Origin of the sequence: Flavobacterium arundinis, assembly GCF_038289855.1 — a bacterium.
Classification (GTDB): Bacteria; Bacteroidota; Bacteroidia; order Flavobacteriales; family Flavobacteriaceae; genus Flavobacterium; species Flavobacterium arundinis.
Genome location: NZ_JBBYHR010000002.1, coordinates 294,906 through 320,453, shown reverse-complemented (window position 1 = coordinate 320,453; position 25,548 = coordinate 294,906). Strand labels below are relative to the sequence as shown.

Here is a 25,548-nt window from a genome sequence, read left to right as displayed (position 1 = left end):
TAAAATTTAACAACAATAAAAAATGGCGGTTTTATCAAAAATTAGGCAGCGTTCGCTCCTTCTGATACTGGTTATCGGATTCTGTTTATTGGCCTTTATAATAGGCGACATCATAAACAGTGGCGGTTTTGGCGTTACCAAAGAGGTGGGAAGTGTTGATGGCAAAGACATCATGGCACAGGAATTTTTCCAGAAAGTAAACGAGTTCCAGACAAGGCAGCAGGGTGTTACAGCTACACAGGCAGCAAATGCGGTATGGAACCAGGAAGTAGACAACATACTTTTTAGCGAAAGATTTGAAAAAAACGGCATTAGGGTAGGAAAAGACCACGTGCTGAACATGTACGCACAAGATCCTAGTGTTGCACAGAACCCGCAATTTTTGAATGCGCTTGGAAAATTTGACAAGGCTAAATTCAATGAGTTCCTTGTAAACATGAAAACTACAAATCCTGCGCAGTATCAGATGATCGAAAAGAACATGCCGCTTGTAGAGGATATGGCTAAAAGGCAGCTGTATGTTACAATGCTTAAAGCAGGTTTTTACACTACTGATGCAGAAGCAAAAGCAAAATATAAAGACGAGAGCGACAAAGCATCGTTCGATTATGTATTTGTTCCGTTCACGACTATTAATGACGACCAGGTGAAAGTTTCTGACGAGGAGCTGGTTGCTTTCATGAAGAAGAACGAGAAAAAATACAAGTCGGAAGCATCACGCGAAATTGAATACGTGAAATTCGATAACAAGCCGTCTGTTACCGATGAGACTGAAATGAAAACCAACATTAATTCGTTGCTTGCACCAAGTGTTAAGTACAACGACAAGACTTCTAAAAATGATACCCTTCCGGGATTCAGGGAAGTTACCGATGTTGCTGAATTCGTAAACATGAACTCTGAAGTTCCTTACGATTCTACCTACGTTACTAAAGAAAGGCTGCCTGTAGAACACGCGCAGCAAATATTTAACCTTGCTAAAGGTGATGTTTACGGCCCTTATATTGATAATGGCTACTACAAGCTTACTAAAATGGTAAACAGGAAATCTGGCGGAAGCGTAGATGCGAGCCATATCCTTATCTCTTTTTCAGGAAGCAAAATACCTGGCGCTACAAGGAGTAAAGACGAAGCTAAAGCAAAAGCGGACGACCTTTTGAAACAGGTTAACGCTAATCAGTCTTCATTTGCACAATTGGCAAAAGACAATACTGACGATCCGGGATCTAAAGAAAATGGAGGTGAGTACAAAAATATCGTTCCTAACCAGATGGTTAAGCCATTCAATGATTTTATATTCAATAATGCTGTTGGCAAAACAGGTGTTGTTGAAACAGAATTCGGTTACCACGTAATGAAGATTAATGCTAAGAACGATGCTGTACAGATAGCAACTATAGCGCAAAAAATACAGCCGTCTGAAAAAACTTCGGATGAACTCTTTACTAAAGCTTCAAAAATGGAGATGGATGCTAAAGACAAACCATTCGAGAAACTTGCTAAAGACCTTGGCCTTACAATTACCCCGGTAAACAAATTGCTTGCTAACGACGAAAATGTTCAGGGAATAGGTAATAACAGGGACATCGTTAAATGGGCTTTCTCTAAAGATGTAAAGGTAGGCGACGTTAAGAAATTTGACCTGCCAATGGCTCAGGGCCACGTTGTGGCAAGGCTTAAAGCTGTTAACGAAAAAGGTTTGTTGCCGATTGAAGAAGCTAAAATGGTAGTGTTGCCAATTATCCGTAACGAGAAAAAAGCAGAGCTTATCAAAAAGAAAATGGCAGGTACTACTCTTGAAGCTGTCGCGCAAAAGACAGGCTCAAGCGTTGCAACAGCTGCTGATGTTACTCTTGCTTCGCCAATGATAATGAATGTTGGTGCCGAGCCTAAAGTAGTAGGTAAAGCATTTGCTCTTGCTGCAGGAAAAACTTCAGGCCTTATAACCGGCCAGGCAGGTGTATTCATGATAAGGGCAAAATCAATAGTTGCTGCTCCAGCACTTCCGAATTACAGCGCTTACAGTACAAGGATGAAAGCTGAAAGCAGAGGCAGTGTGCCTAACAGGATATCCGGCGCGCTTAAAGAAAAAGCTGATATTGAAGATAACAGGTCTGAATTCAACTAAGGAACAGATCCTATGATAATAAAAATCCCCGCATTTGCGGGGATTTTTGATTTTAAGCACCTGAGATTTGGCTATTTCTAAATTTGATAGTTCTATGAGATTTAAGCAGCCAATAAAAAAACCCGAAATCACTTCCGGGTTTTTTTACTGCTGATAAACTTTATTTGTAATATTGGGTCATGCTTTTCAACCCGGCAATGGTTTCTACAGGGTTCTCAGCACGAAATACATAATTACCGGCAACAAGCACATCGGCTCCTGCTTTTACCAATTCTACCGCATTCTTATCGCTCACACCGCCATCAATTTCTATAAGGGTAGAAGCGCCATTGCGAAGAATCATTTCTTTTAGTTGTGCTACTTTTTTATATGTCCTCTCTATAAATGACTGCCCTCCAAAGCCCGGGTTTACGCTCATCATACATACAAGGTCGATATCGTTAATAATGTCCTCCAAAACCGCAACGTTAGTATGTGGATTAAGCGCAACTCCTGCCTTCATGCCTTCTGCCCGTATTGCCTGTAGCGTGCGGTGCAGGTGTGTACAGGCTTCGTAATGTACTGTAAGGTTATTAGCGCCAAGCTGTGCGAAGGTTTTGATGTACTGGTCGGGGTTTACGATCATTAAGTGAACGTCGACGGTTTTTTTCGCATGGCGTGAAATGGCTTCCAGCACCGGCATCCCAAAAGAGATGTTAGGAACGAAAACGCCATCCATAATATCCACGTGAAACCAGTCTGCCTCGCTGTTGTTTATCATTTCGATGTCGCGTTGCAGGTTGGCAAAATCAGCCGAAAGCACCGATGGCGCAATTAGGGTATTTTTCATTGTAGTGTGTTGTGTTTAGTGGCGCAAAGATAAACCTAAGTTGCAGAGTGGCAAAGTGGCAAAGTCACAAAGTTAAGGAGAAAAAAAGCGGCAAAGTAGCAGAGTTGCAGAATCGCCAAATTGGGATGGAAGTGACGAGAACGTTTAGATAGCTGAACTTTGCAACTTTATGACTTTGCCTCTTTGTAACTCTTTTTTATTTATTCTTACAAAATTTTTAATGCTGCACAATTTTGGCACAATGCTTGCGTTGTAAATTGTAGGATTTTCCCGTTTAATTAATTTGAGTTAGTTACAAAATAGTAAAAGGGAAGTGAGACTTTGATGAAATAAAAAACTCCGGTAATCAGCCGGAGTTCAATCATCAATCAAAAAACGAACAGTTATTGAACTGTAGGTGCTTTATATATTTTTATAGGTGTATCGCATATTTGAACCGCCAAAATACAAATTTTATTTAAAATATGAAATTTTGGGCGGCTTTTTTTGCGTTCCGTTATTACCCAAGGTAGGTTTTAAGGATCTTGCTGCGGGAAGTGTGCTTTAACCTCCTGATAGCCTTCTCTTTAATCTGGCGTACACGCTCACGTGTGAGGTCAAAAGTCTCGCCTATTTCCTCAAGCGTCATCGGATGCTGGTCGCCCAAACCGAAGTATAGCCTTACAACATCGGCTTCACGCGGCGTTAATGTCTCCAGTGCGCGCTCAATTTCAGTACGAAGCGATTCGTGTATAAGCTCTCTGTCAGGGTTCGGCGATTCGCCCGAACGAAGTACGTCATAAAGGTTAGAGTCTTCACCCTCTACAAGCGGCGCATCCATCGAAAGGTGGCGGCCAGAGTTTTTCATACTCTCCTTAACGTCGTTCACGGTCATGTCAAGCTCTTTAGCGATCTCTTCTGCCGAAGGCGCACGCTCATTGCTCTGCTCAAGCAGGGCATACATTTTATTGATCTTATTGATGGAACCAATTTTATTCAAGGGCAGGCGGACAATACGCGACTGTTCTGCAAGTGCCTGCAATATCGACTGGCGAATCCACCATACCGCATATGATATGAATTTGAAACCACGGGTTTCGTCAAAACGCTGTGCGGCTTTTATAAGTCCTAAATTTCCTTCATTGATAAGATCGGGAAGTGTCAATCCCTGGTTTTGGTACTGTTTTGCAACCGATACCACGAAACGAAGATTCGCTTTCGTTAATTTCTCAAGTGCTCTCTGGTCTCCGGCTTTTATTCGTTGTGCTAACTCTACCTCCTCATCTGCTGTGATCAAATCCACTTTTCCAATCTCCTGAAGGTACTTGTCTAATGATGCAGTTTCCCTGTTGGTTACCTGCTTTGTGATTTTTAATTGTCTCATGTAAAGATTCCTGAGTTTAAGTATGTGTTAGTTATACGTAATCTAACGGTAAAAAGTTACACGAATCCTGAGATTATTCAAATTTTAACAATAGCCCCGTTCTGGGGACAGGGACGGGGCTGAAAGTCAACAAACTAAAAATATTCTTTATTATTCTTTTTTTCGAGAACAGAAGTTGCCGGATAGTATTCCGGCGGCATGAACAGGGCTGGCTACTTAAATGTAAAGGTAGTACTGGTAATCATCCGTTCTTTATCGAATACGTTTATACGGTATTGTCCTTTGGCAAAATTCTTTCCGGTGATGGCCTCATTTACTTTGACAGCCTTATTTTCGTAAAGGACATTTGCTGTAAAGCTGTAAGCCAAGAAGCGGTTCCCCGGTATTTCTAAAGTTTTTTCGTTTATTACTTTATTATTCGGGTCTATGACCTGTATGTAAAATATCCTGCTGCCGGCCTGGACGCCAACATCAGGGGGAATGGTAAACTTTATACGCATCTTTTCGGACTTACCATAAAGCCTGTTGAGACTGTCGGCAATTTTGGAAAAGTCGCGCTTTTCAGTTTTTTTATTAATCACTAAAGAATCTGCCCCATAATCAGTGGGGTCTTTAAGTTTACCCCTTCGATATTCGGGTGTAGGCATCTCGGCAGAATTTTCGGGTGCTTTTAATACATTAGTTTCTGCTGTAGAAAAGCTGTGTTCACTATTCGACACAGATGCTGGTTTATCTGTTGCAGGTATTTGCGATTTCCCGCTTTCAGCTACCTCACTGCTGCCCACATCAGTGTGCTGCTTTTTTTCGGTGGCAATAACCACGGTAGATGTAACAGGATTCCCGTATGATGGTGTGCTGCTTTTTATACTATCGGGCCTTTTTTTCGTCTGTGTACCGTTGGCCGATCTGTTTTCCGGCTGGTCATTTGCGGGTGCATTTACGGTATTTTCTTTTGCATTGTTTTCAGGCATCACCATATAAAACTGCGTTAGATACTTTTCCCAAAGGAAATATGTTGCCACGACGACCACACAAACTACTGTAAGTGAAACAATCGTAGTCTTTAACCATGGGAATTTAGACGGTTTTTTTATTTGCCCCAATTGTGAGGAAATCGAATCCCAGCCACCATTTGGAGCCGGTTTTTGCAGGCCGTCCAGCTTCTCGCGGAATGCTTTCCCTATGTCTTTCTTGTTTTCCATGTTCACATTATTGTTAGGGTGCGGCTGCTTGTTGTTATTTTTTCTTTTAATAGGGCTTTTGCACGGTGCAGGTTCGATTTGGATGTGCCCTCGCTGATATCCAGCATTTCTGAAATCTCCTTATGCGAATAGTCGTCAAGCTCATAGAGCGAGAACACAAGCCGGTACTTGTCCGGCAATTGCTGCACCAGCGATAGTATGTAATCTAAAGGCAGGTCCATCTCGGCATCGGTGACACTTGTTTCTCCCTCATAATCCTCTTTAACGGGTATCATTTGGATGCTTTTTTTATAACTGTCTATGGCTTTGTTTATAGTTATGCGCTTCATCCATCCTTCAAATGAGCCCAAACCTTTGTATTTGCCAATTGTTGTAAAAATCTCAATGAAGGCATTATGCAGGTTGTCCTCGGCCTCAGCCTCATTCCGGCAATATTTGAGGCACAGCACAAAAAGCATATCCTTATACAGGCGGTACAGTTCTCCCTGTGCGCCGGCATGGTATTTAATACAGCCTTTTATAATATTGTCTATGTTCAAGCGGGTTGGTTTAATTCGCAATTTAGGATTATTTCATCCTTTTTTATTTATAGTCTTTGATTTATAAAAAGGTTGCGTTGATTATATTTTTATTTTTCACAACATCTTTCAGGTTATAAGCTATAGTATCACAAATGAAAAAAGGTTGCGTGCAGGATTTAATTTTTTTTAAAAATTTAAATTGACTTCGCTTTGCATCCTTTGGATATAGAAATCGATCTTTTGGTGCGCTTTGTTAAAAAACAGCTTTCGGTCGCGTGTACCTGACTCATTCAGCGATTTGGAGTTTTTCACCTGGTGCTTAAAAAAGGAGAGTGCATTGCCGCACGTATCGGCATCATTGGTTATAAAATACCCCAGCATAGTATAAGGTACAAACAGCGATTGCTTTTCGGGAGCGGAGAGCAATACATTGTTATTGAGTATCAGCAATTCGTTATAATACAGATGGAAACGCGAAGTACCGTTGCAGCATCGGTCTTCGGCAGCCTGGAGTATGGCTTTCAGGTCGGCGCAGAGCAATTGGGCATTCGCCAAAGTAAGCAGCCCCGACTGGTAAAAATAAAATATCTGCTGTAAATTACTATTGATGGTAGTATCATTCCAAACCTCGTGTACTTCCACGCTGTCATACACCTGTTTCAGTTTCAGGCTGTGTTCCTGTAGCGAACGGTTTACGGTAAAGTTCTCAAAACGATCCTGGTTTTGTGTCCCCGCCAATAGGTTGAGCCACACATACAGCTTGAATTTCGAAAGCAATGTTCCGCCAATAGTATAAAATAACGGAATGTCTTTCGCCGAATAGTACATCTTTGCGCCGGGATATTCCAGAAAACTACTAATGTTTTCGGCCGATTGCTTGAAATAGGCCTCCATATCTTCAAGGGAACGTATCTCGTTCGTCTTTTCCACGATCACTTTTTTACCATCGGCAAATAGCATGTCCATCGATAGTGAAAAATTTCGGCACAGCGCCACAGCTTCCTCAATAGAAAACTTGCTTTTTTGCGATATGCGCCGGTGTGCAGCATCATAACTAATGTTTAACACTGACGCGATCTCATCGATCATCGAAGCCGATTTATCGATCTTATGCCTTATAGCTTTCAAGAGTTTATCCTGGTTATCCATTATTTGCGATTTTCACAAATGTATGTTTTTTATTAATTCAAAACCGCAATTGAAATTGCTGTAATCACAATAGTTTTGACTTGTAATTTAAAATCATCATACCATGAAAACGAAATTATTATTACCGGCATTATTGTTACTAACAACGCTTTCTTCTCTCGCCCAGGGGCGTGCCCAGGTGTTCAGCCTTACACCGCTTGCAAAAAATGTGGTGGAGGTAAACGGAATGGCAATGGGTATTGGATTTTCCTGGGGGGGCGCTACTGCCGGTGCGACCATCAACGGCCTCAACCTTGAAATTAACCCACTTTCCCCATTCTTTATTTTGATCCAGGATCCCGCAAACGGTGCCAGGAATAATGATCCGGCAGTGGAAGTAAACGGCCTCCATATTGCGGTAGGGGGTTTCAATGGCAATGGGGTTGTAAATGGGCTCGGAATTTCGGTTTATAATATTGGCTATGCCTGCAACGGAATGAGTATTACCGGGCTTTATAATACCAGCGGGATATTGAACGGCCTGCATATTTCGGGAATTGCCAACACAGCAGACAAGGGATTAGGTTTGCTTATAGCGCCGATAAATAACACGGCGCAATATGGCGGACTCCAGCTTGGGTTGTACAATAATGCCGATAGTCTTACCGGCGTGCAGATAGGCATCTTCAACCGTTCGAAAGAGGTAAAAGGCCTGCAAATTGGGTTGTGGAATACCAATGCGAAGCGTTCACTTCCTTTTATTAACTGGTAAGCCATGAAAAATATAGTCATCATCGCACTGCTGTTTACGGGGTCGATGGCATTTGCACAGGGTTACGAACGGTTTATTGTTGAGGCAGGGGCAAGGGTGCCTTTGGACAAGATGGAAGATAAGATCGATGTTTCCCCCGAGTTCGGCTTTTGGTTCCGCAGCAGGATGGACGATAGAGATATGCTGGACATTGGCGGAAGCTTTTATATACCGACCAACCGCCGTGAATTCGACTACACCACACCTGACAGTATTTTCAGTGTAAAGGCCAAAGGCGTTTCGGGCATGGCGGGCTTTCGCGTCAGCAAGGTCTACACCGTGGGCTTTAACCTGAGTGTAGAATGGCTTTCGACTTTTGGGTATGCATTCTTTGTGTATGATGATAAAGAGGCAAGGTATCTGCATAAAATTCATCCCGAAGATTTTAAGGATAGCGACAACCATTCGTTTACCAAAGCTTTCAGCGCGTTCCACATAGGGCAGGGGGTGCGGCTCAATTACGCCAATGTGGGATTGCAGGCCAATTATAACTACACGCCTTATGGCTTGTTCACAGATTATGTTCCGTCCAACTTCGGCTCCCACAGGCCTTACCGTAGGGATTATTTACCGTCAATAGATCAAGTATCATGAAACCAAACTATTTGCTTATGCTTATGTTTTTCCTGTTTTATGCTTCGGTTAAGGCACAGGGAGTGCCGCAACGTAAAGCCCGCTTTCCGGTTGGACTTTATACCACGGGCGACAGTGATATCTACGGGCTTTCTTTTGGTATCGGATCGGATACCTATATAGATTCAGATACTGTTAGTGTGCGTTCTTATGGCATCCGGATTGAACCCATATCACAGTCGCTACTGTTCTTTACTCTCATTTTTCCGGTTGACAGGGTCCGATACCCGCAAACACCTACGGAGATAAGGGAATTCGAAAAGAAGATACCTAATGAGGTCATCAATGGGATCAACATTTCCTGCGGCACGAATGCCTTTGCCGATGTAAATGGTATTACGCTATCCGCTTTTGTGCAATCGCTTCGGCAAACAAACGGGCTGTCGGTAGCGGGGTTCTCCAACTACTCGTTCCGTAATAATGGTATGCAAGTGGCCGTTTGCATGTCGGGCTCTGTTAAGAGCAATGGTGTCGTGGCGGCTTTGTTCGGTACAGAAATTAATACCGGCAGGGGTTTGCAGATATCCGCCTTTGGCAACGATTATAACACTTTTTCCGGTGTGCAAATAGGTATGCTCAACGGGGCTTATGGCAAGGCCGAGAAATTCACAGGAGTCCAGATCGGGCTTTTCAACAATGCCAAAAAGCTCCGGGGTATTCAGATAGGCCTTATCAATAAGAATGAGAAACGGATACTTCCTTTTATTAACTGGAATTTTAAAGATTAATAAAGGCCTCACCCCAGCCCCTCTGCAAGGGAGGAGGGAGCAGCTACACTCTTGCTGTTTAGTCCTCACCCGGCCCTCTCCAAAGGAGAGGGTAACGTGGCGTAACACTCGTGCTGATAAAAACTTTTTAAAATAAAAAAACATGAAAAACATACCCATTCTATTAATTGCCTTCCGATTTATCCTCGGCCCTGTAATGATAGCGATCACCTACAGCCAGGGGACTAAGGCAAGAATTTTACTGATGATCTTACTTCTACTGGGAATATTATCTGATATTTTTGATGGCATCATAGCCCGAAAGGCAGGAGTATCCACCGAAAAATTGCGTCGGATGGACAGCCAGACCGATGTTGTATTCTGGATCTGTGCCGGGTGGTGCAGCTGGCTCCTTCATCCCGAAATTATTATCAATAACAAATATGCAATCATCACCATCTTTACGATGGAAGGCCTTACTTATGTATTCAGCATCCTGAAGTTTGGCAAAGAAACCTGTACGCACGCACTGCTGTCAAAGCTTTGGGGCATTACGCTTTTTGCGGCATTCATTTCGATAATTGGTTTCGGATACGGAGGCATACCATTGGCATTGGCAGTCATCTTTGGGATAATATCGCACCTTGACGTTTACCTGATCATTCTATTTTTGCCAAAATGGACGCACGATGTACCCAGCGCATGGCATGCTTGGCAGCTGAGAAAGGGGAGGGCTATTAAGCGAAATAAGATATTTAACGGATAAAATTAGGATGACAACGCCTTCCACTCCTCTGCGCTCATTTCGAACTTCGTTTCCTTGGTGCCATACAGCCCGGCCTCGCGCCAGCCCTGCATACGGTAAAAAGTATCCGCGCGGGTGTTGAAGCCGGTGCTCAGCCAAACGGTTTCTTTGGTCTGTGAGAAATACCAGTCCAGCATTATTTTATGCAGCTGCTTACCGATGCCTTTCCCTTCAGCATCAGGATGAAGGAACAGTGCCCAGATGTTTTTGTCCTGTAAGTCGGCTATCGCAAAACCGACAAGGTTGAAAAAACCTTGCAGGTTGAGAAACACCGTACCCTTGTAATCGTCCAAGGTCTCTAAGACCTTGTAGGTGTTTTATCGATACAAGAATTTATAATTCGTATTTCTGCTTCAAAAGTTTATGTGCTTCGTTGACAGGAATAAAATTAGATTTTTTCTCTGTGGCAATGCGTTCATCCAAAATCGCTTTTGCTGTATCTGGCAAATCATGATTGTCTATTAGTTTCATTACCTAAATTTTCATCAAATGTAAATAATTTTAAAAGTGCAACATTGCTTTAAACTTAAATCTGTCGGTGGTCATAGTAACATTTGTGGAATTTAACCTTGAATTTCCCTTTGCGAGCCTTTGCGCCTTCTTTGCGAATCTTTGTGGTATAACTTCCCAACTACAACCAAAAAACCCTGCCACTTTACAGCGACAGGGTTCTTCCTGAATTAACCTTAAATAGTAATTAAGATTCTTGTGGCTCTCCGCCATTATCTTCGTTACGCGGTTCCCTTGGTTCCCTCGGGGCGTCGTCTCTTCTTTCTTCTCTTGGGCCACGGTCGCGGGAGTTCCTGTCGTCTCTTCCACGGTTATCGCGTCCACCACCACCATTACGGTTGTCCCTGTAGCCACCACGGTCGTTATCCCTTGGGCGGTCATCACGTTCTCTTGGAACATAATTCTCATCCCTTGGAGGCCTTGGCATAAGCGCTTTCCTCGAAACTTTCTCTTTGCGTGTTTTAGGGTCAATGCCGATGTATTTCACATCAAACACGTCGCCCATGTTCACCACGTCAGATACGTTCTCAGTACGTGCCCAGTCAAGCTCGCTCACGTGAAGCAGTACTTCGTTGCCCGGTGCATCAAGGTATTCTACTACTGCGCCGAAGTCAAGCATTTTGATGACTTTTACGCTGTAGGTTTCACCAACCTGCGGCTTGAATATGATCGAGTCGATCTTGTTCAGTACCATCTGGATTCCTTCAGGGCTTGTGCCTAAGATCTCTACTTCACCCTGCTCGTCTACCTCGTTGATAACGATAGTAGTGCCTGAGGCTTTCTGTAGTTCCTGGATCACTTTTCCACCAGGGCCGATAAGGGCTCCGATGAATGCACCCGGAATGGTAACTTTTATGATTTTCGGAGCGTGGCGTTTCACATCTTCCCTTGGAGTATCGATAACTTCCGTTAGTTTTCCAAGGATGTGAAGGCGGCCTTCGCGCGCCTGGTTAAGCGCCTGTTCCATGATCTCGTACTTAAGGCCGGAGATCTTGATGTCCATCTGGCAGGCAGTGATACCTTCAGATGTTCCGGTTACTTTAAAGTCCATGTCGCCAAGGTGGTCTTCGTCGCCAAGGATATCAGAAAGTACAGCCCAACGGCCTGTAGCATCATCCGATATTAGTCCCATAGCGATACCCGATACCGGGCGTATCATCTGGATACCTGCATCCATTAGCGCAAGCGTACCTGCACATACTGTAGCCATTGAAGATGAACCGTTCGATTCAAGAACTTCAGAAACTACACGTACTGTGTAAGGCACTTCTGCAGGAAGCATGTTTTTAAGTGCACGTTGTGCAAGGTTACCGTGTCCTACTTCGCGCCTTGAGGTACCCCTTAGCGGTTTTGCTTCACCTGTAGAGAACGGCGGGAAGTTGTAGTGCAGATAAAAACGCTCTTCTCCCTGGTCGGTAGGGCGGTCAATAATGTTTGCCTCACGCGATGTACCAAGCGTTACCGTAGCAAGCGCCTGTGTTTCACCCCTTGTGAAAAGAGCAGAACCGTGTGTTGAAGGAAGGTAATCTACCTCACACCAAATAGGGCGTATCTCGTTTGTTTTCCTTCCGTCAAGGCGTGTGCCATTATCAAGGATCACGTTACGTACCGCTTCTTTATTTACCTTGTTAAGGTATTTGCTGATAAGGTCGCCGTTTTCAAGCAACTCCTCATCTGTAAACGATGCTTTCACTTCCTCTTTCACACCTGCAAATTTCTCAGAACGCTCGTGTTTAGCCGAACCTTCACTGGCAATTGCAAAGTATTTGTCGTAAGCAAGTTCTTTTACTTTGGCAAGTACAGCGTCATCGCTTCTTTCCTGCTCATACGTCCTTACTTCTTTTTTGCCTACAGCGGCCTGAAGCCTTTCCTGCGCGGCGATCTGTACTTTAATGGCTTCGTGGGCAAATTTAATAGCCTCGATCATTTCAGCTTCAGATATCTCTTTCATTTCGCCTTCAACCATCGCGATAGAGTCCATAGAAGCGCCTATCATCATGTCGATGTCAGACTCTGCCAGCTGGGCTTTGCTTGGGTTAATGATGAACTGTCCGTTTAGCCTCGCTACGCGCACCTCAGAGATAAGCGTTGCAAAAGGAATGTCGGATAGTGCAAGCGCTGCGGATGCTGCCAGTCCGGCAAGTGCATCGGGCATCACTTCTTCATCATGTGACATTAGTTGGATCATCACCTGCGTTTCGGCATGGTAATCTTTCGGGAAAAGTGGTCGCAGCACACGGTCAACAAGACGCATAGTGAGTACTTCACCGTCGCTTGGCCTTGCTTCGCGCTTAAAGAAACCGCCGGGGAAACGCCCTGCAGCGGCAAATTTTTCGCGGTAGTCAAGCGTAAGCGGTAAAAAGTCAATACCCGGGCTTGCTGTGCGGGCAGATACTACAGTAGCGAGCAGCATGGCATTACCCATCTGCACGACTACTGAGCCGTCGGCCTGTTTGGCCAGTTTACCAGTCTCGATCGAGATGCTTCTTCCATCTCCCAGATCGATGATCTCTTTGGTAACGTTTGGAATCATAAATTCTAATTCTTTTGATTAAACAATGGGTTTGTTGTTGTGTTGTTGTTGTAGTTGTATGGAACCCAATGAAAAACCAAAACTTTTTCTGTGCACAATATGTAAAAACAAAAAGAGGCGCGCGGGCACCTCTTCTCATCTCGATTATTTCCTGATGTTCAGTTCTTTGATAATCTCACGATACCTGTTGATATCTTTCTTTTTCAGGTAGTCAAGAAGGCTTCTCCTTTTACCTACCAGCATTACAAGGGAGCGCTCAGTATTAAAATCGTGGCGATTTTTTTTAAGGTGTCCTGTAAGGTGGTTGATCCTGAATGTGAACAATGCGATCTGTCCTTCTGCAGATCCTGTGTTAGCTTCTGCTCCACCGTGCTTGGCGAAAATTTCTGCTTTTACTTCTTTAGTTAAGTACATGCTAATATTACTAAAATGATTATTATGTATTCAGGTTTATCCTGATTGGGTGCAAAGGTAATCATTATTTTAAAACACGCAACCCATATAATGTTATAAAAGTTTAAGGTTTAAAGTTTCAAGTTGCCACTCATGCTCAACAAATTGGCAGTAGCTTCTTCTTCCGTAGAGTAGTTTCAGAAAACTTTGCGACTCTGCTACTTTGTAACTTTGCAGCTCTTTTTCAAAACAACTTCAGGGATTTATTCTTATTTTTACTTTCATCAAAATTGAATTAATGAAAAACATATCACTTAGCAAGCTATTGCTTTTCTTTTTTGCATTAGCCTCTTGTATTTGGGCTATTATTGATTCAGATAACCTCTATTTTGTTGCGTTTGCCTGGATTATGCTGGTTGCTAACATAGCAAACTTCATTTGTATTATTAGAAAAGAAAGGGGCAACTCTGCTACTTTGTAACTCTTTTAGAAAAGCTTCGCAACCTCTTTGTTTACAAACTCCAAAAACCTTTCGTCCATTTCGGTAAATGGATCCAACACCCCAGAGTCGATATCGATCTGGCCAATGTTTACGCCATTAACAAAAAGCGGAACTACGATTTCTGATTTTACAGAAATGCTGCACGCAATGTAATTGTCCTGTGCGCTCACATCCGGCACTACAAAATTCTGGTTGGATACCGCTACCTGCCCGCAGATGCCTTTGCCGAAGGGGATCACCGTATGGTCGGTAGGTTCGCCGGCGTAGGGGCCAAGAATAAGTTCCTCCTTCTCGCCATTGCGGAAGTAAAAACCTACCCAGTCATAATAATCTATATTTTCTTTTAAAAGATGGCACAGCTGCAGGAGCTTTTCTTCTCTTAAAATGTTTACGTGGTGCAGTATATCGGTCACCTTAGGTTGTAATTCTTCGAATGTCATGATGTAAAAATCTTTAAAGCAAAAGTATTTATTAAACCTGTTCGATTTTCCATATTTTTGTTAAAACTAATTGCCAATGGGTGTTGTCCAAAAAAACAGGGCTTTCTTTTTATTCCTTCTTAAATTCGGGGGCAGCTACCTGATACTTTCGGTGCTGTACTGGGCCTACCTGAGCCAGTATGATGCGGCAACATTTGAAGCCGACAGCATGACGCACCTTGTGGCGCAGCAGGCATCGGGACTTGTAAACTTTTTGGGAGAGGAATCGCACATTGAGAAAAAGCCTTTTGAGGCATCGTATTTTTTCTTTGTAAACGGAAAGCGTGTTGCAAGAATTGTAGAAGGGTGCAATGCCATAAGTGTCATGATATTGTTTGTGGCATTTATAATAGCATTCTCCACCACCTTTAAAAGGACATCAATATATAGTATAACCGGTATTGTATTGCTTCATTTGCTTAATATTGCCAGGATAGCGCTATTAGGCCTGGGCCTGTTTTATTATAATGAATACGGGCACCTGCTGCACGACATTGTTTTTCCCCTTTTTATCTATGGAGTGGTATTTGCCCTATGGATAGCGTGGGTAATGAAATTTTCAGGAAATAAGAAAAAAGATGCAGCTTAATATAAAAGATATTTCAGGCGTATTCATGTTGCTGGTATTTTTGGTGCTGGTTCGCCTTTTCGAGGAAAAACTATTTTACGACCCGCTGCTCGACTTTTTTAGAAAAGAAGGGAAATCGCTGCCGGAATATAGCAGCATACGGCTATTTTTAGGGCTGGCATTTCGTTACGGGATGAATATGCTTTTCTCGCTGGGCATTATTTGGATCGCATTTAAAGACAGGTCTATATTGAAGCTCACGGCTGGTTTGTATCTTGTTTTTTTTGTAATATTCGTTGCAGTACTGTTTACAGCACTCAACGCCGAAGAGCCTAACTTACTCATGATATTCTATGTGCGGAGGTTTTTGATACAGCCGCTTTTGCTTATTTTGTTTTTGCCTGCTTTCTATTACCAAAAGCGTGTAAATGAAAAACCCGATGCAGGTGAGTCAACGGGTTTCAAAAATGATAGTTAGAAAATTTCGCAGTGCTTACAGCGGTATTATTTTACCCGCTTTTTGTTACAAAAACAGATGAAGTGATTTTGCATCCCGTTTCATTATTAATAGATGAATTTTCGTAATTTTGCATCCAAATGAAACTACGCAGCTACATAAGCACATTACTATCTGTACTGATATTGGTATCCAATATCGGGATGGCGCTCAATGTGCATTACTGCCATGGCGAAGTAGCATCGGTTTCTCTGGCTTACAGAATTCAGGAGCCCTGCGGCACAAAGGTTGAAAAGAAAGCCGCCCCGAAGTCGTGCTGTGCAAAACCTGTTGTAACCCATAAGAGCTGCTGCAAAAATGATGTTGTAAAGCTTCAAGACACGAAGTCTGATAATATTATCGTAAAATCCCTCCAGCTTGACCTTGGGGCTTTTTGCCCTGCCGAAGTTTGGAACTCCGATACATTACATTACAGCGAAGCGCCCGTTGCACAAAAAGACCAACCGTCTTTTTACTGCGAATCCCATGCGCCTCCGCTCTTTAAGCTCTATTGCCAATACATTTTCTACGCCTAAGTTCAATGTTCTTACCGCTTTTGCATACGCAAAAGTTACTTGAGTAATAACATTAAACTCTTATTATGCGTACTATTCTAATTTATATATTCCTGTTTTTTGGCTTTTTAGTCAATGCGCAGGAACCTCTTACCGGCATGGTATCCGATGAGACGGGCCAGCCATTGCCCGGTGCCAGTATCAGCTGGCTCAATCTTGGAGCGCCGACTTCAACAAGGGAAGATGGCCATTTTTCTATTCCTTTTTCAGGAGAAAATGACCGCCTGCTTATCAGTTATATTGGTTACAAAACCGATACCCTTACGGTTTCTTCTCCCAGTTTTATCAACCACAAAATGACACCCGATAAAGGGAAAGAACTCAACGAGGTAGTGGTTGAGAAGAACCGTAAAAGCCTTGAACGCTCCCATGTGAAAGCTGCCAACGTCACCACTATGGGGAGCAAAGAACTCCTGAAAGCCGCGTGCTGCAACATTGCCGAGAGCTTTGAGACTAACCCATCTATCGATGTGAATTTTTCTGATGCCCTTACTGGTAGCAAACAGATAAAAATGCTGGGGCTTACCAGTCCGTACCTGTTAATTGCAGAGGAAAATATTCCTGCCGTCCGTGGCGCTTCGCAGGCATACGGATTGTCGTTTGTGCCTGGTACATGGGTCAGCAGTATCCAGATAACCAAAGGCGCGGGGCCTGTTGTCAATGGCTACGAAAGTATCTCGGGGCAGATCAACTACGAGTTGCTAAAGCCGGTAGATGATATCCCGTTTTTCCTGAATGCGTATGGCTCTACCGACAGCCGTTTTGAGCTGAATACCCATTTTAATAAAAAGCTTTCCGACAAATGGAGCAGCAGCCTATTTTTGCACGGCAATACCCGTATCGCGAAAAATGACATGAATGACGACGGCTTCCTTGATAACCCGCTGGCAAAACAGATAAACGTAATGAACCGCTGGCAGTATACCGATGCCGAAAAAGGCTGGGTAAGTTTCATTAACCTGCGCTACATGCGCGATGAGAAACAGTCGGGCGAAGTGGATTTCGACCCAGATAAGGATAAGTTCACCACCAATCACTGGGGTTCGGAGATCAATACCGATAAGGCTGATGTGTCGGCCAAGCTGGGCTACGTCTTCCCTGATATGCCGTTCCAGAGCATTGGCCTGCAAACGTCTTTCAACTGGCACAGGCAGGAGTCGTATTTTGGATTTTCAACCTATGATATTGAGCAGAAGAGCCTGTATTCAAACCTGATATTCAATTCGATAATCAATAACACGCTCAACAAATTCGCCGCCGGGCTTAACTTTACCTACGACAATTATGGTGAATTTGTAAATACTGCCGATTTCAGCAGGATTGACAATTCGATGGGTGCGTTCTTTGAATATACATACGATAACGCCAGCGACTTCAGTGTGGTACTGGGCGGTCGCTTTGATGTGCACAACCGCCTCGGAGCTTTCTTCACCCCGCGGATGCACCTGCGCTACAACCCCTGGGAAAAAGGTACTTTCAGGGCATCTGCCGGAAGGGGCAAGAGGGCTGCGAATATTTTTGCCGAGAACCAGGCCTACTTGGGCAGCTCGAGGCAGATGAATATTTTGGGATCAGGTGGCAAGCTTTACGGACTTGACCCGGAGATAGCATGGAACTATGGTGTGAGTTTTGTTCAGGGATTCCCGCTGTTCAATAAAAATGCCGAGTTCGTGGTCGATTTCTACCGCACCGATTTCCAAAACCAGGTGGTAGCCGATGTGTTCAATTCGCCACAGGCCGTAAATTACTACAACCTTAACGGGAAATCGTATGCCAACAGCCTGCAACTGGAACTGAATTATGAGATAACCATGCATTTCAATATCCGTACGGCCTATAAATATTATGACGTACAGACGGATTATGCCACAGCCGGGCTACAGCAAAGGCCGTTGCAGGCCAAGCACCGCTTCTTTACCAATATTGCCTACGAAACGCATATTGGCGAAGGCGGCAGGCAATGGAAATTCGACTTTACCTATAACTGGATGGGCAGGCAGCGACTCCCTTACACAGGGAGCAACCCGACACAATATCAAATGGGCGACTACTCGCCATCATTCTCGCTGATGAATGCGCAGGTAACCCGTACGTTCTCCAGTGTGTTCGAAGCCTACGTGGGTGCCGAAAACCTTGGCAATTACCAGCAGAAGAAAGCTATTGTAGGTAGTGATGATCCTTTTGGCCCGTATTTTGACAGTAGTATTATCTATGCACCGGTTTTCGGGCAGATGTATTATGCGGGGATACGATTTAAGATAAAATAACACGGGCTCGCTCCTTCGGGGTGAGGTCTATATAAACGCTAAACAAAAAAATATAAAAATGAAAAAACTAATTTTAATACTACTGATAACCCTCAGTGGTTTATCAGTACAGGCACAGGAAAAAAAGGACAAGAATGCTAAGCACGAAATAGAAGTGAAAGGCAACTGTGACCAATGTAAAAAACGCATTGAGAAAGCAGCCTATGGCGTAAAGGGTGTAAAATCGGCCGTGTGGCATGAAGACCACCAAGACCTGCACCTGATCATTGACGAGACGAAATGCAGCCTGGATGATGTACGTGCAGCCATTGCAAAAGCAGGACATGATACCGACACTGTAAAAGCTACGAACGATGACTACAACAATCTCCATAGCTGTTGCCACTACGACAGGGGATAACGGGTTGCCATGTTTGATAATATCATTCCCCAAAAATTTCTTTGGGGAATTTTTTTTGCAAATTTTTTCCTGGAAAAGAATTTTACAGATAAAAAATCCTATAACTTTGTGAGACTAAATTCTTAAGAATGCAGGCAATCCGAAAAATGGTAAATAGCAATAAAGGTTTTATAACCTTTTGGCTGCTATTATTTTTCCTTACTGCAGGACAGGCAAAAGCATTTTTTTCCGCAGCCCCTTCTGGCTATAAAAAAGAAATTGCACGCACTGAGTCATCAAAGCAGCAATTGTCAATTGCAGAAGACAGCTCGTCATTCAGCTTTTTGGAACAAATCAATGACGGCGATATTGACGATATGCCATTTGCCTTTTTTAGTGATTTTTCGTTTAGTGCAACCCTTACTCGTTACACACAACATCTCCGCACAAACGCTGGTGGGTTTTTCAGCAATGGCTGTAAAGTGCCACTGTATAAACTGTACTGCAACTGGAAATTCGATTTTCCTGCGTAAATCTGTAGTATGGCCGCCCGGCCGTGGATACAACAGATTATTATTACCACATAAAAAATTATACCGAAACAACAACGAGCGCCTTTTACAATTCTTTGATTGTATTCGGAATTGTAATGGATAATCCGGTCGTTTGTTATCGTTCAATATCATTTAGCCATACTATAAACCTGTGCTGGCCGCAATGTCACCGGGAGAAGATAAAGTTGTTAATTGCCCGGAATACCGGTATTTTTGCCCTGTTCGCAAAGCCGGTATTCCTTTTTTAACAAACACACTTTTAATGAAAAATATAAAATATGCATTGGCCACGGGGCTGATGACAGTACTGATGGCTCAAAATGCCAATGCACAAACCCAGCCTGTAATGCCTGCCCCGGCATCCAGCACTACCCAGGACTTCTTTAAAGACAGAAAGTTTTACCTGAACGACGATGGGAGCAATTTCGTGAAGTTCACCTTTATGACACAGGCGTGGTTGCGAAGTGCCGATTACAATCCGGGGACAACCATTAATGGCGTGGCGAAAAACAGCGGCACCGATGTAGGTATCCGCCGTTACAGGGTACAGATGTACGGACAGCTTACCGATAAGGTTTTTGCCTATTCGCAGTTTGGTGAGAATAACTTCAATAACATAGCCGACAGAAAAATGGGCTTCTTTGTCCACGATGCCTACGGCGAGTATGCTGTCGACAAGACAAGGCTGTCATTGGGTATGGGATTGTCCGGCTGGAACGGGCTTTCACGCTATGCGTCATCTTCTATAACTAATATTATGGGCATTGACCTACCGCTATACCAAGAGGCAACCAATGACGTGACCGACCAGTTTGGCAGGAAGCTGTCCATTTTTGCAAAAGGAAAACTGGGCAGGCTCGATTACCGCGTTTCCATGGCACAGCCAATGGCTATCCAGAAGTCGGCGACATACAATCCGGCAAATAACATCAGCCAGGCTTCGTCGTTCTCTGCAAACCCGCCAAAAATGCAGTACAACACCTATTTGCAATACCAATTCAAAGACCAGGAATCGAATATGACACCCTATAACACGGGTACATATCTTGGCAGCAAGACGGTATTCAATATCGGGGCCGGCGCTATTTACCAAAAAGATGCCATGTGGCGACTGGATAATGCGGGGAATACTATTGACAGCGATATGCTCCACCTTGCGGCGGATATATATTATGATGCGCCGATCGGTGACAAAGGCCAGGCGATAAGTCTTTATGGTAGCGTGACCCATTTTGATTATGGGAAAAACTATACACGTAATTCAGGACCGATGAACCCGGCTAACGGAAGCAATGACCCATCTGTGCTTAATGGCGGTGGCAATGCATTCCCTATGTTCGGGACCGGCACTGTGGGCTATGTTCAGGCAGGCTATAAATTTAAGGATAACCTTATAGGCACGACTACATTGATGCCCTACGCATCGGTTCAGTATGCCAATTATGAAAGGCTAAATGACCCGATGATGTATTTCGATGCTGGCGTAAACTGGTTCCTTGCCGGGCAGGCATCAAAATTTACATTATCGTACCAAAACCACCCTGTATATAATACGGGTGGCGACCATATAAAAAGTAAAGGTGCTGTTGTAGCTCAGTACCAGGTGTTTTTCAATTAGTTAGTTGACAAGCCCCCTGTTGTTGCGACCGGGGGCTTTTCTATTAATTTATGGGAATGGTTTTAATTTCTGAAATAAGCTTTCCATCGGCGCTGAAACCTTCAATAATTACTTTCATTGTTTTTTGTGCGGTTTTAGGTATTTCAAGTTTAAATCCACCATTTTCATCAGTCATAATAGCAGGTTCCCAGTCGATTACACCAAAATTCTCAAATCCCTTATCATTCGTAGTACTGTATAATACATTCTCAAAGGGCAGCACTCTTTCGAAACCATTTCTCACCATAATTTCGGGCGTTGCATTTTTCGGATTGTAAGTACCACCTCCTCTTTTCAGGTATATTCTGATAATCCCGGTAAAGTTGCGTACAGAGGGCACTATGGCATGTGGGCTCATGTAAATCTCATCAACCTCGCTCATTAGTATATTTCGCAATACCGCAAAGTCCATCTGTTGTATATTATCTATATATACTACCGGTCCGCTTTGGGCACCATTAATACTGTTTACCGTACGGCTCGTAATGCGCACATCCCCTCCGGCGTCACTTATATTAAATCCGCTAAACGTTTTTAGATAATTGAGCAGGCTTTGGTACATGTTGGCCTGCTCTTCGGTTATTTTGTATGCCCTGAGATTCGCATTCCCAAACCTGGTCGCATATTTTAGGCGGTTGGCATCAATAGTTACTTCTTCCAGCTGGATGTTTTCGTTATAGGTATGCGGAATATCCATTTCCTCAGGTGCGGTTGTTTCTAAATAGTAATGCGGCTCCGGCCTGAAGGGCTTATTGAACCTTCTCACACCATTCACTATTTGCGGGGCGAGCCTAAGTTCTTTAGGCTTTTCGCCTTTCCTGAGCAGTGTAAAATTTACATAAGTTGAATCAGCTATAACAATGTTATTAAATAAAAATTCTCTTTTCTCGTCCACCTCTGCCATGTCATCGATTGATGAGGTAAGCGAATAGAGGCGCACCTTTGCAAACTGAGTCGCACCTGAAATCGCAGGGACTGTTCCTTTCAGGGTCAGCCCCATATCAAAAGGGTAATTGTTTTTCGGAGGGCCGGACAAAATATTTCTCCATTCATACTTACTTTCCTGGTTAAGCAGATAGAGGTCGAGCTCATACGTTTTCACTTTCGAAAGTGTTGAAAAATAGTATTTTCCTGAGGCGTTATGGTGGGTTTTGATATAGGGCATCAGAAGAAAAGAGCTGTAAATATCATTGGTTTCGTCCAAGCTTCTCGTGTTTTCGGGAAGTACCGACATGCTGAGGTTCATGTTCGGGTAGCTCACTTTTCCCCTGTATTGAAGTATATCCGATGTCTCCTTTACTTTGGTTAATTCGGTAGTCAGCACTGCTTGCGGATATTTGTATATAAGGCGTTCGGCAAGTTGGTTAAGGTCGTTATCGAGTACGCGTATGGTGTTCATCCCCTCGAAAATGTCTTTCGCAAGTATCGCCATGGTCAGTTCGGTACTTCCGTCTTTAAAAGCAACTTCATACAGCATTGCCTGTTCGTCCTGGTGAAGCAGTATAAAAAGAGGCTTTCCGGCAAGAGATTCGGCAGTAAACTTATTCGTCCTGATCTTTACGATTGCTTTGTCAGGAGAGGAAAAATTGTTTATCTCGAGCGCGATGCCTTTACTCTGCGGCTGGGGGAGCAGTTGTTCGCGCTTTATGCCATCTATCGTTACAACAGCTTTGCATCCGATGGCGCCGGGGGGAAGCTCAAATTTGCCATAGCCTTTTTTGTTGATCTGTACCTTAAGGAGCGTTTTGCCCGAGCCGTCTACAATATCTGCAACCGATATAGGAATAGGGTTATGATTGCAGTCGGCAATGCTTATCCCTATCATATTTGCTATACCGCTTACGATTGTTCCGCCTTCCGGCTTCAGTACGATGCTGATCTTTGAAGGATCGGCCTTCGCCAAAGCAGTACCGGCACCCTGGGCCTCATTAATAATCGAAATTTCATAAACCGATGATTCGTCTTCCGTAAAATTGTTCATCCAGTTGGTATAAAACTGCAGGTAGTATTTGCCGGACCTGAATTTGCTGTTGAGCTTAAAGCTACCCGAAAAGCTTCCGATATTGCCATACACCAGCTTTGTTTCCAGTATTTTGCCATCAGCATCTATAAGCGATGCATATATGTTTACCGTAGAGAAAAACGGCACATTTTTCCTGCGATGGAAAACATAGCCTTTAAACCATACCTGCTCATCCGTCATATAAATGCTTTTGTTCAGCTGTACATGGATATTCTCCCTTTCCAGTAAAAAATAGTCGCTGAGCAATTTGGCAACCTGTTCTTTTTTGTTTTCCTGGGCAATGGCTTTTTGGCTGTAGCCGATTAAGGCAAGAAGTAGTAAGGCGGGTAGGATTTTTTTCATAAGGTGGTCGATGATTGGCAGATTCACATTGCAAATGCCGGTTCGATAAATGTAGGATTTTAACTAAATCCCCCAAAAAGAAAAACCACAATTAACATAATGAAAAAGGAGCGTATAAAACGCCCCTTTTAAGTATAAAAAATGAAATGATTACATCATTCCCGGCATACCGCCGCCCATTGGCATTCCGCCGCCGGCTCCTTCTTCTTTTATGTCTATAAGGGCACACTCGGTAGTAAGTATCATACCCGCAACCGATGCCGCGTTTTCAAGCGCCACACGTGTTACTTTCTTAGGGTCAATGATACCTGCTGCAAGCATATCCACATACTCGTCGGTTTTAGCATTGTAACCAAAATCGCCTGAACCTTCGGCAACTTTAGCCACAACTACAGATCCTTCAAGGCCTGCATTTTCTACAATCGTCCTTAAAGGCGATTCTACAGCGCGGGCAACGATCTGGATACCTGTAGCCTCATCGGCATTTTCAGGCTTGATAGCTGCGAGTGCGCTTTTAGCCCTTAGCAATGCAACACCACCGCCAGCTACGATACCTTCTTCAACAGCGGCCCTTGTAGCGTGCAATGCATCGTCTACACGGTCTTTTTTCTCTTTCATTTCCACTTCAGATGCTGCACCAACATATAGTACGGCAACACCACCGGCAAGTTTTGCAAGGCGTTCCTGTAGTTTCTCCCTGTCATAATCAGACGTGGTCGATTCCATTTGGGCTTTGATCTGGTTTACACGGTTTTTAATCATATCCGATTCACCTGCACCATTCACAATAGTGGTGTTGTCTTTATCGATAACCACTTTTTCACAGGTACCCAGCATGTCAAGAGTTGCGTTTTCAAGGGTGTAACCACGCTCCTCAGCAATTACGGTACCGCCTGTAAGGATAGCGATGTCTTCAAGAAGTGCTTTTCTCCTGTCGCCAAAGCCCGGGGCTTTAACAGCAGCTATCTTCAGCGCACCCCTTAGCTTGTTCACTACAAGGGTAGCAAGGGCTTCGCCATCAACATCCTCTGCAATGATCAATAGTGGTTTGCCTGATTGTGCAACCGGCTCCAATACAGGAAGCAGGTCTTTCATCGAAGACACTTTTTTGTCGTATAATAAAATGTATGGCCTGTCAAGTTCAGCCTCCATTTTTTCTGAATTGGTAACGAAATAAGCAGACAGGTAACCACGGTCGAACTGCATACCTTCCACAACGTCAACATACGTATCGGTTCCTTTAGCTTCTTCAACAGTGATAACGCCCTCTTTACCTACTTTACCGAAAGCAGTAGCGATTAGCTCACCAATTGTTTCGTCGTTGTTCGCTGATATGGAAGCGATCTGTTTGATCTTTTCACTATCAGATCCTACTACTTTAGCCTGTTGCGCAAGGTCGGCAACAATAGCTTCAACAGCTTTGTCTATACCACGCTTAAGGTCCATTGGGTTAGCGCCTGCTGCTACGTTTTTAAGGCCTTCTTTTACGATAGCCTGTGCAAGCACGGTAGCTGTTGTAGTACCGTCACCCGCAAGGTCATTGGTTTTGGAAGCTACTTCCTTAACCATCTGTGCACCCATGTTTTCAAGAGTATCAGCCAGCTCGATCTCTTTTGCTACAGACACACCATCCTTGGTTACTGTAGGCCCGCCAAACGACTTGCTGATGATCACGTTACGGCCTTTCGGGCCTAATGTTACTTTTACCGCATTTGCCAATGCATCCACACCGCGCTTTAAGCCGTCGCGTGCTTCAATATCAAATTTTATCTCTTTTGCCATTTTGTTTGCTGTTATATGTGTTTAAATAGTAAACGCTTAGATTACTGCGAAAATCTCTTCTTCTTTCATGATAAGGTAGTCCTTACCTTCAAATTTCAATTCTGTGCCTGCATATTTGCCATACAAAACGGTATCACCCACTTTTACGGTCATGTCGTGGTCTTTAGTACCGTTACCTACGGCTACTACAATTCCTTTTTGCGGTTTTTCTTTAGCAGTATCAGGAATAAAAATTCCGGAAGCAGTTTGTGTTTCTGCAGCAACCGGTTCGATCAGAACACGGTCTGAAAGGGGTTTAATGTTTAAAGCCATATTATTCTCTATTTTTTGTTGTTATTAAGTTTGTTTTTGGTTTTTCAGA

General features: G+C 43.6%; 26 protein-coding genes. 13 read left to right on the top strand and 13 right to left on the bottom strand.

The window, feature by feature from the left end:
• The first annotated feature begins 22 nt into the window (after positions 1–22).
• Entirely contained in the window at positions 23–2,128 is a 2,106-nt protein-coding gene (locus tag AAEO56_RS04490; RefSeq protein WP_341695828.1) for a peptidylprolyl isomerase, read from the top strand.
• A gap of 160 nt (positions 2,129–2,288) precedes the next feature.
• Here AAEO56_RS04490 and rpe read toward each other — a convergent pair whose 3' ends face one another.
• The 5 genes from rpe to AAEO56_RS04465 form a co-directional block, all read right to left on the bottom strand.
• Positions 2,289–2,957, bottom strand: a complete 669-nt coding sequence (rpe, locus tag AAEO56_RS04485; RefSeq protein WP_341695827.1) for a ribulose-phosphate 3-epimerase — start codon at positions 2,955–2,957, stop codon at positions 2,289–2,291.
• Positions 2,958–3,456: 499 nt separating this feature from the next.
• The gene (locus AAEO56_RS04480) at positions 3,457–4,320 is read right to left on the bottom strand and encodes a sigma-70 family RNA polymerase sigma factor (protein ID WP_020212501.1); all 864 of its coding nucleotides are present in this window, start codon (positions 4,318–4,320) and stop codon (positions 3,457–3,459) included.
• A gap of 212 nt (positions 4,321–4,532) precedes the next feature.
• Positions 4,533–5,522 carry a hypothetical protein gene (locus tag AAEO56_RS04475; protein ID WP_341695826.1) on the bottom strand — a complete coding sequence of 330 codons (990 nt, stop codon included), beginning with the start codon at positions 5,520–5,522 and terminating at the stop codon, positions 4,533–4,535.
• 2 nt (positions 5,523–5,524) lie between these two features.
• A complete protein-coding gene (locus tag AAEO56_RS04470) occupies positions 5,525–6,061 on the bottom strand; it encodes an RNA polymerase sigma factor (protein ID WP_341695825.1) in 537 nt (178 codons plus the stop codon).
• A 168-nt stretch (positions 6,062–6,229) separates the two neighbouring features.
• Positions 6,230–7,192, bottom strand: coding sequence for a hypothetical protein (locus tag AAEO56_RS04465; protein ID WP_341695824.1), 963 nt, complete (start codon positions 7,190–7,192; stop codon positions 6,230–6,232).
• 103 nt (positions 7,193–7,295) lie between these two features.
• Between AAEO56_RS04465 and AAEO56_RS04460 the strand changes: the two genes are divergently transcribed.
• The 4 genes from AAEO56_RS04460 (at position 7,296) to AAEO56_RS04445 (ending at position 10,088) form a co-directional block, all read left to right on the top strand.
• Complete coding sequence (locus AAEO56_RS04460) at positions 7,296–7,943, top strand: LA_2272 family surface repeat-containing protein (protein WP_341695823.1); 648 nt, start codon at positions 7,296–7,298, stop codon at positions 7,941–7,943.
• Positions 7,944–7,946: 3 nt separating this feature from the next.
• Positions 7,947–8,576, top strand: a complete 630-nt coding sequence (locus AAEO56_RS04455; RefSeq protein ID WP_341695822.1) for a hypothetical protein — start codon at positions 7,947–7,949, stop codon at positions 8,574–8,576.
• Positions 8,573–9,343, top strand: coding sequence for an LA_2272 family surface repeat-containing protein (locus tag AAEO56_RS04450; RefSeq protein ID WP_341695821.1), 771 nt, complete (start codon positions 8,573–8,575; stop codon positions 9,341–9,343). The genes AAEO56_RS04455 and AAEO56_RS04450 overlap by 4 nt, the downstream gene beginning before the upstream one ends.
• 142 nt (positions 9,344–9,485) lie before the next feature.
• Positions 9,486–10,088 carry a CDP-alcohol phosphatidyltransferase family protein gene (locus tag AAEO56_RS04445; protein WP_341695820.1) on the top strand — a complete coding sequence of 201 codons (603 nt, stop codon included), beginning with the start codon at positions 9,486–9,488 and terminating at the stop codon, positions 10,086–10,088.
• A 2-nt stretch (positions 10,089–10,090) separates the two neighbouring features.
• On the opposite strand, the gene AAEO56_RS04440 is transcribed toward AAEO56_RS04445, so the two are convergent.
• The 4 genes from AAEO56_RS04440 to rpsO form a co-directional block, all read right to left on the bottom strand.
• On the bottom strand, positions 10,091–10,420 hold the full coding sequence (locus AAEO56_RS04440) for a GNAT family N-acetyltransferase (protein ID WP_341695819.1): 330 nt from the start codon (positions 10,418–10,420) through the stop codon (positions 10,091–10,093).
• A gap of 40 nt (positions 10,421–10,460) precedes the next feature.
• Positions 10,461–10,598, bottom strand: a complete 138-nt coding sequence (locus tag AAEO56_RS04435; protein WP_341695818.1) for a hypothetical protein — start codon at positions 10,596–10,598, stop codon at positions 10,461–10,463.
• Between the two features lie 226 nt (positions 10,599–10,824).
• Positions 10,825–13,170 (bottom strand): polyribonucleotide nucleotidyltransferase, encoded by a 2,346-nt coding sequence (locus AAEO56_RS04430; protein WP_341695817.1) that lies wholly within the window; start codon positions 13,168–13,170, stop codon positions 10,825–10,827.
• Between the two features lie 144 nt (positions 13,171–13,314).
• Positions 13,315–13,584, bottom strand: a complete 270-nt coding sequence (gene rpsO, locus AAEO56_RS04425) for a 30S ribosomal protein S15 (RefSeq protein WP_341695816.1) — start codon at positions 13,582–13,584, stop codon at positions 13,315–13,317.
• Positions 13,585–13,861: 277 nt separating this feature from the next.
• On the opposite strand from rpsO, the gene AAEO56_RS04420 reads away from it, so the two are divergent.
• Positions 13,862–14,044, top strand: coding sequence for a hypothetical protein (locus AAEO56_RS04420; RefSeq protein WP_341695815.1), 183 nt, complete (start codon positions 13,862–13,864; stop codon positions 14,042–14,044).
• A 5-nt stretch (positions 14,045–14,049) separates the two neighbouring features.
• Here the strand turns inward: AAEO56_RS04420 and AAEO56_RS04415 are convergent, their stop codons facing one another.
• Positions 14,050–14,505, bottom strand: a complete 456-nt coding sequence (locus tag AAEO56_RS04415; protein ID WP_341695814.1) for a GAF domain-containing protein — start codon at positions 14,503–14,505, stop codon at positions 14,050–14,052.
• A gap of 76 nt (positions 14,506–14,581) precedes the next feature.
• On the opposite strand from AAEO56_RS04415, the gene xrtF reads away from it, so the two are divergent.
• The 7 genes from xrtF (at position 14,582) to AAEO56_RS04380 (ending at position 21,001) form a co-directional block, all read left to right on the top strand.
• Positions 14,582–15,133, top strand: coding sequence for an exosortase family protein XrtF (xrtF, locus tag AAEO56_RS04410; protein WP_341695813.1), 552 nt, complete (start codon positions 14,582–14,584; stop codon positions 15,131–15,133).
• Positions 15,111–15,590 (top strand): exosortase F system-associated membrane protein, encoded by a 480-nt coding sequence (locus tag AAEO56_RS04405; RefSeq protein WP_407934952.1) that lies wholly within the window; start codon positions 15,111–15,113, stop codon positions 15,588–15,590. The genes xrtF and AAEO56_RS04405 overlap by 23 nt, the downstream gene beginning before the upstream one ends.
• Before the next feature lie 119 nt (positions 15,591–15,709).
• Complete coding sequence (locus AAEO56_RS04400) at positions 15,710–16,144, top strand: HYC_CC_PP family protein (RefSeq protein WP_341695811.1); 435 nt, start codon at positions 15,710–15,712, stop codon at positions 16,142–16,144.
• 65 nt (positions 16,145–16,209) lie between these two features.
• Positions 16,210–18,450 carry a TonB-dependent receptor plug domain-containing protein gene (locus AAEO56_RS04395; protein ID WP_341695810.1) on the top strand — a complete coding sequence of 747 codons (2,241 nt, stop codon included), beginning with the start codon at positions 16,210–16,212 and terminating at the stop codon, positions 18,448–18,450.
• Between the two features lie 58 nt (positions 18,451–18,508).
• Positions 18,509–18,850 carry a heavy-metal-associated domain-containing protein gene (locus AAEO56_RS04390; protein ID WP_341695809.1) on the top strand — a complete coding sequence of 114 codons (342 nt, stop codon included), beginning with the start codon at positions 18,509–18,511 and terminating at the stop codon, positions 18,848–18,850.
• Between the two features lie 128 nt (positions 18,851–18,978).
• Positions 18,979–19,362, top strand: a complete 384-nt coding sequence (locus AAEO56_RS04385; RefSeq protein WP_341695808.1) for a hypothetical protein — start codon at positions 18,979–18,981, stop codon at positions 19,360–19,362.
• A gap of 283 nt (positions 19,363–19,645) precedes the next feature.
• A complete protein-coding gene (locus AAEO56_RS04380; protein WP_341695807.1) occupies positions 19,646–21,001 on the top strand; it encodes a hypothetical protein in 1,356 nt (451 codons plus the stop codon).
• A 43-nt stretch (positions 21,002–21,044) separates the two neighbouring features.
• Here the strand turns inward: AAEO56_RS04380 and AAEO56_RS04375 are convergent, their stop codons facing one another.
• The 3 genes from AAEO56_RS04375 to AAEO56_RS04365 all read right to left on the bottom strand — a co-directional run bounded on the left by AAEO56_RS04375 (position 21,045) and on the right by AAEO56_RS04365 (position 25,499).
• Complete coding sequence (locus AAEO56_RS04375; RefSeq protein ID WP_341695806.1) at positions 21,045–23,405, bottom strand: hypothetical protein; 2,361 nt, start codon at positions 23,403–23,405, stop codon at positions 21,045–21,047.
• 150 nt (positions 23,406–23,555) lie between these two features.
• Positions 23,556–25,187 carry a chaperonin GroEL gene (gene groL, locus AAEO56_RS04370; protein WP_341695805.1) on the bottom strand — a complete coding sequence of 544 codons (1,632 nt, stop codon included), beginning with the start codon at positions 25,185–25,187 and terminating at the stop codon, positions 23,556–23,558.
• 36 nt (positions 25,188–25,223) lie between these two features.
• Complete coding sequence (locus AAEO56_RS04365; RefSeq protein ID WP_035135923.1) at positions 25,224–25,499, bottom strand: co-chaperone GroES; 276 nt, start codon at positions 25,497–25,499, stop codon at positions 25,224–25,226.
• Positions 25,500–25,548 lie beyond the last annotated feature (49 nt).

Coding starts and splice junctions, on each gene's coding strand:
- groL (WP_341695805.1), bottom strand. CDS start 25,187: ATGGCAAAAGAGATAAAATTTGATATTGAAGCACGCGACGGCTTAAAG.
- AAEO56_RS04395 (WP_341695810.1), top strand. CDS start 16,210: ATGCGTACTATTCTAATTTATATATTCCTGTTTTTTGGCTTTTTAGTC.
- rpe (WP_341695827.1), bottom strand. CDS start 2,957: ATGAAAAATACCCTAATTGCGCCATCGGTGCTTTCGGCTGATTTTGCC.
- AAEO56_RS04385 (WP_341695808.1), top strand. CDS start 18,979: ATGCAGGCAATCCGAAAAATGGTAAATAGCAATAAAGGTTTTATAACC.
- AAEO56_RS04465 (WP_341695824.1), bottom strand. CDS start 7,192: ATGGATAACCAGGATAAACTCTTGAAAGCTATAAGGCATAAGATCGAT.
- AAEO56_RS04480 (WP_020212501.1), bottom strand. CDS start 4,320: ATGAGACAATTAAAAATCACAAAGCAGGTAACCAACAGGGAAACTGCA.
- AAEO56_RS04475 (WP_341695826.1), bottom strand. CDS start 5,522: ATGGAAAACAAGAAAGACATAGGGAAAGCATTCCGCGAGAAGCTGGAC.
- AAEO56_RS04415 (WP_341695814.1), bottom strand. CDS start 14,505: ATGACATTCGAAGAATTACAACCTAAGGTGACCGATATACTGCACCAC.
- AAEO56_RS04400 (WP_341695811.1), top strand. CDS start 15,710: ATGAAACTACGCAGCTACATAAGCACATTACTATCTGTACTGATATTG.
- AAEO56_RS04390 (WP_341695809.1), top strand. CDS start 18,509: ATGAAAAAACTAATTTTAATACTACTGATAACCCTCAGTGGTTTATCA.
- AAEO56_RS04380 (WP_341695807.1), top strand. CDS start 19,646: ATGAAAAATATAAAATATGCATTGGCCACGGGGCTGATGACAGTACTG.
- AAEO56_RS04430 (WP_341695817.1), bottom strand. CDS start 13,170: ATGATTCCAAACGTTACCAAAGAGATCATCGATCTGGGAGATGGAAGA.
- AAEO56_RS04445 (WP_341695820.1), top strand. CDS start 9,486: ATGAAAAACATACCCATTCTATTAATTGCCTTCCGATTTATCCTCGGC.
- AAEO56_RS04490 (WP_341695828.1), top strand. CDS start 23: ATGGCGGTTTTATCAAAAATTAGGCAGCGTTCGCTCCTTCTGATACTG.
- AAEO56_RS04435 (WP_341695818.1), bottom strand. CDS start 10,598: ATGAAACTAATAGACAATCATGATTTGCCAGATACAGCAAAAGCGATT.
- AAEO56_RS04450 (WP_341695821.1), top strand. CDS start 8,573: ATGAAACCAAACTATTTGCTTATGCTTATGTTTTTCCTGTTTTATGCT.
- AAEO56_RS04365 (WP_035135923.1), bottom strand. CDS start 25,499: ATGGCTTTAAACATTAAACCCCTTTCAGACCGTGTTCTGATCGAACCG.
- AAEO56_RS04460 (WP_341695823.1), top strand. CDS start 7,296: ATGAAAACGAAATTATTATTACCGGCATTATTGTTACTAACAACGCTT.
- xrtF (WP_341695813.1), top strand. CDS start 14,582: ATGGGTGTTGTCCAAAAAAACAGGGCTTTCTTTTTATTCCTTCTTAAA.
- AAEO56_RS04455 (WP_341695822.1), top strand. CDS start 7,947: ATGAAAAATATAGTCATCATCGCACTGCTGTTTACGGGGTCGATGGCA.
- AAEO56_RS04375 (WP_341695806.1), bottom strand. CDS start 23,405: ATGAAAAAAATCCTACCCGCCTTACTACTTCTTGCCTTAATCGGCTAC.
- rpsO (WP_341695816.1), bottom strand. CDS start 13,584: ATGTACTTAACTAAAGAAGTAAAAGCAGAAATTTTCGCCAAGCACGGT.
- AAEO56_RS04420 (WP_341695815.1), top strand. CDS start 13,862: ATGAAAAACATATCACTTAGCAAGCTATTGCTTTTCTTTTTTGCATTA.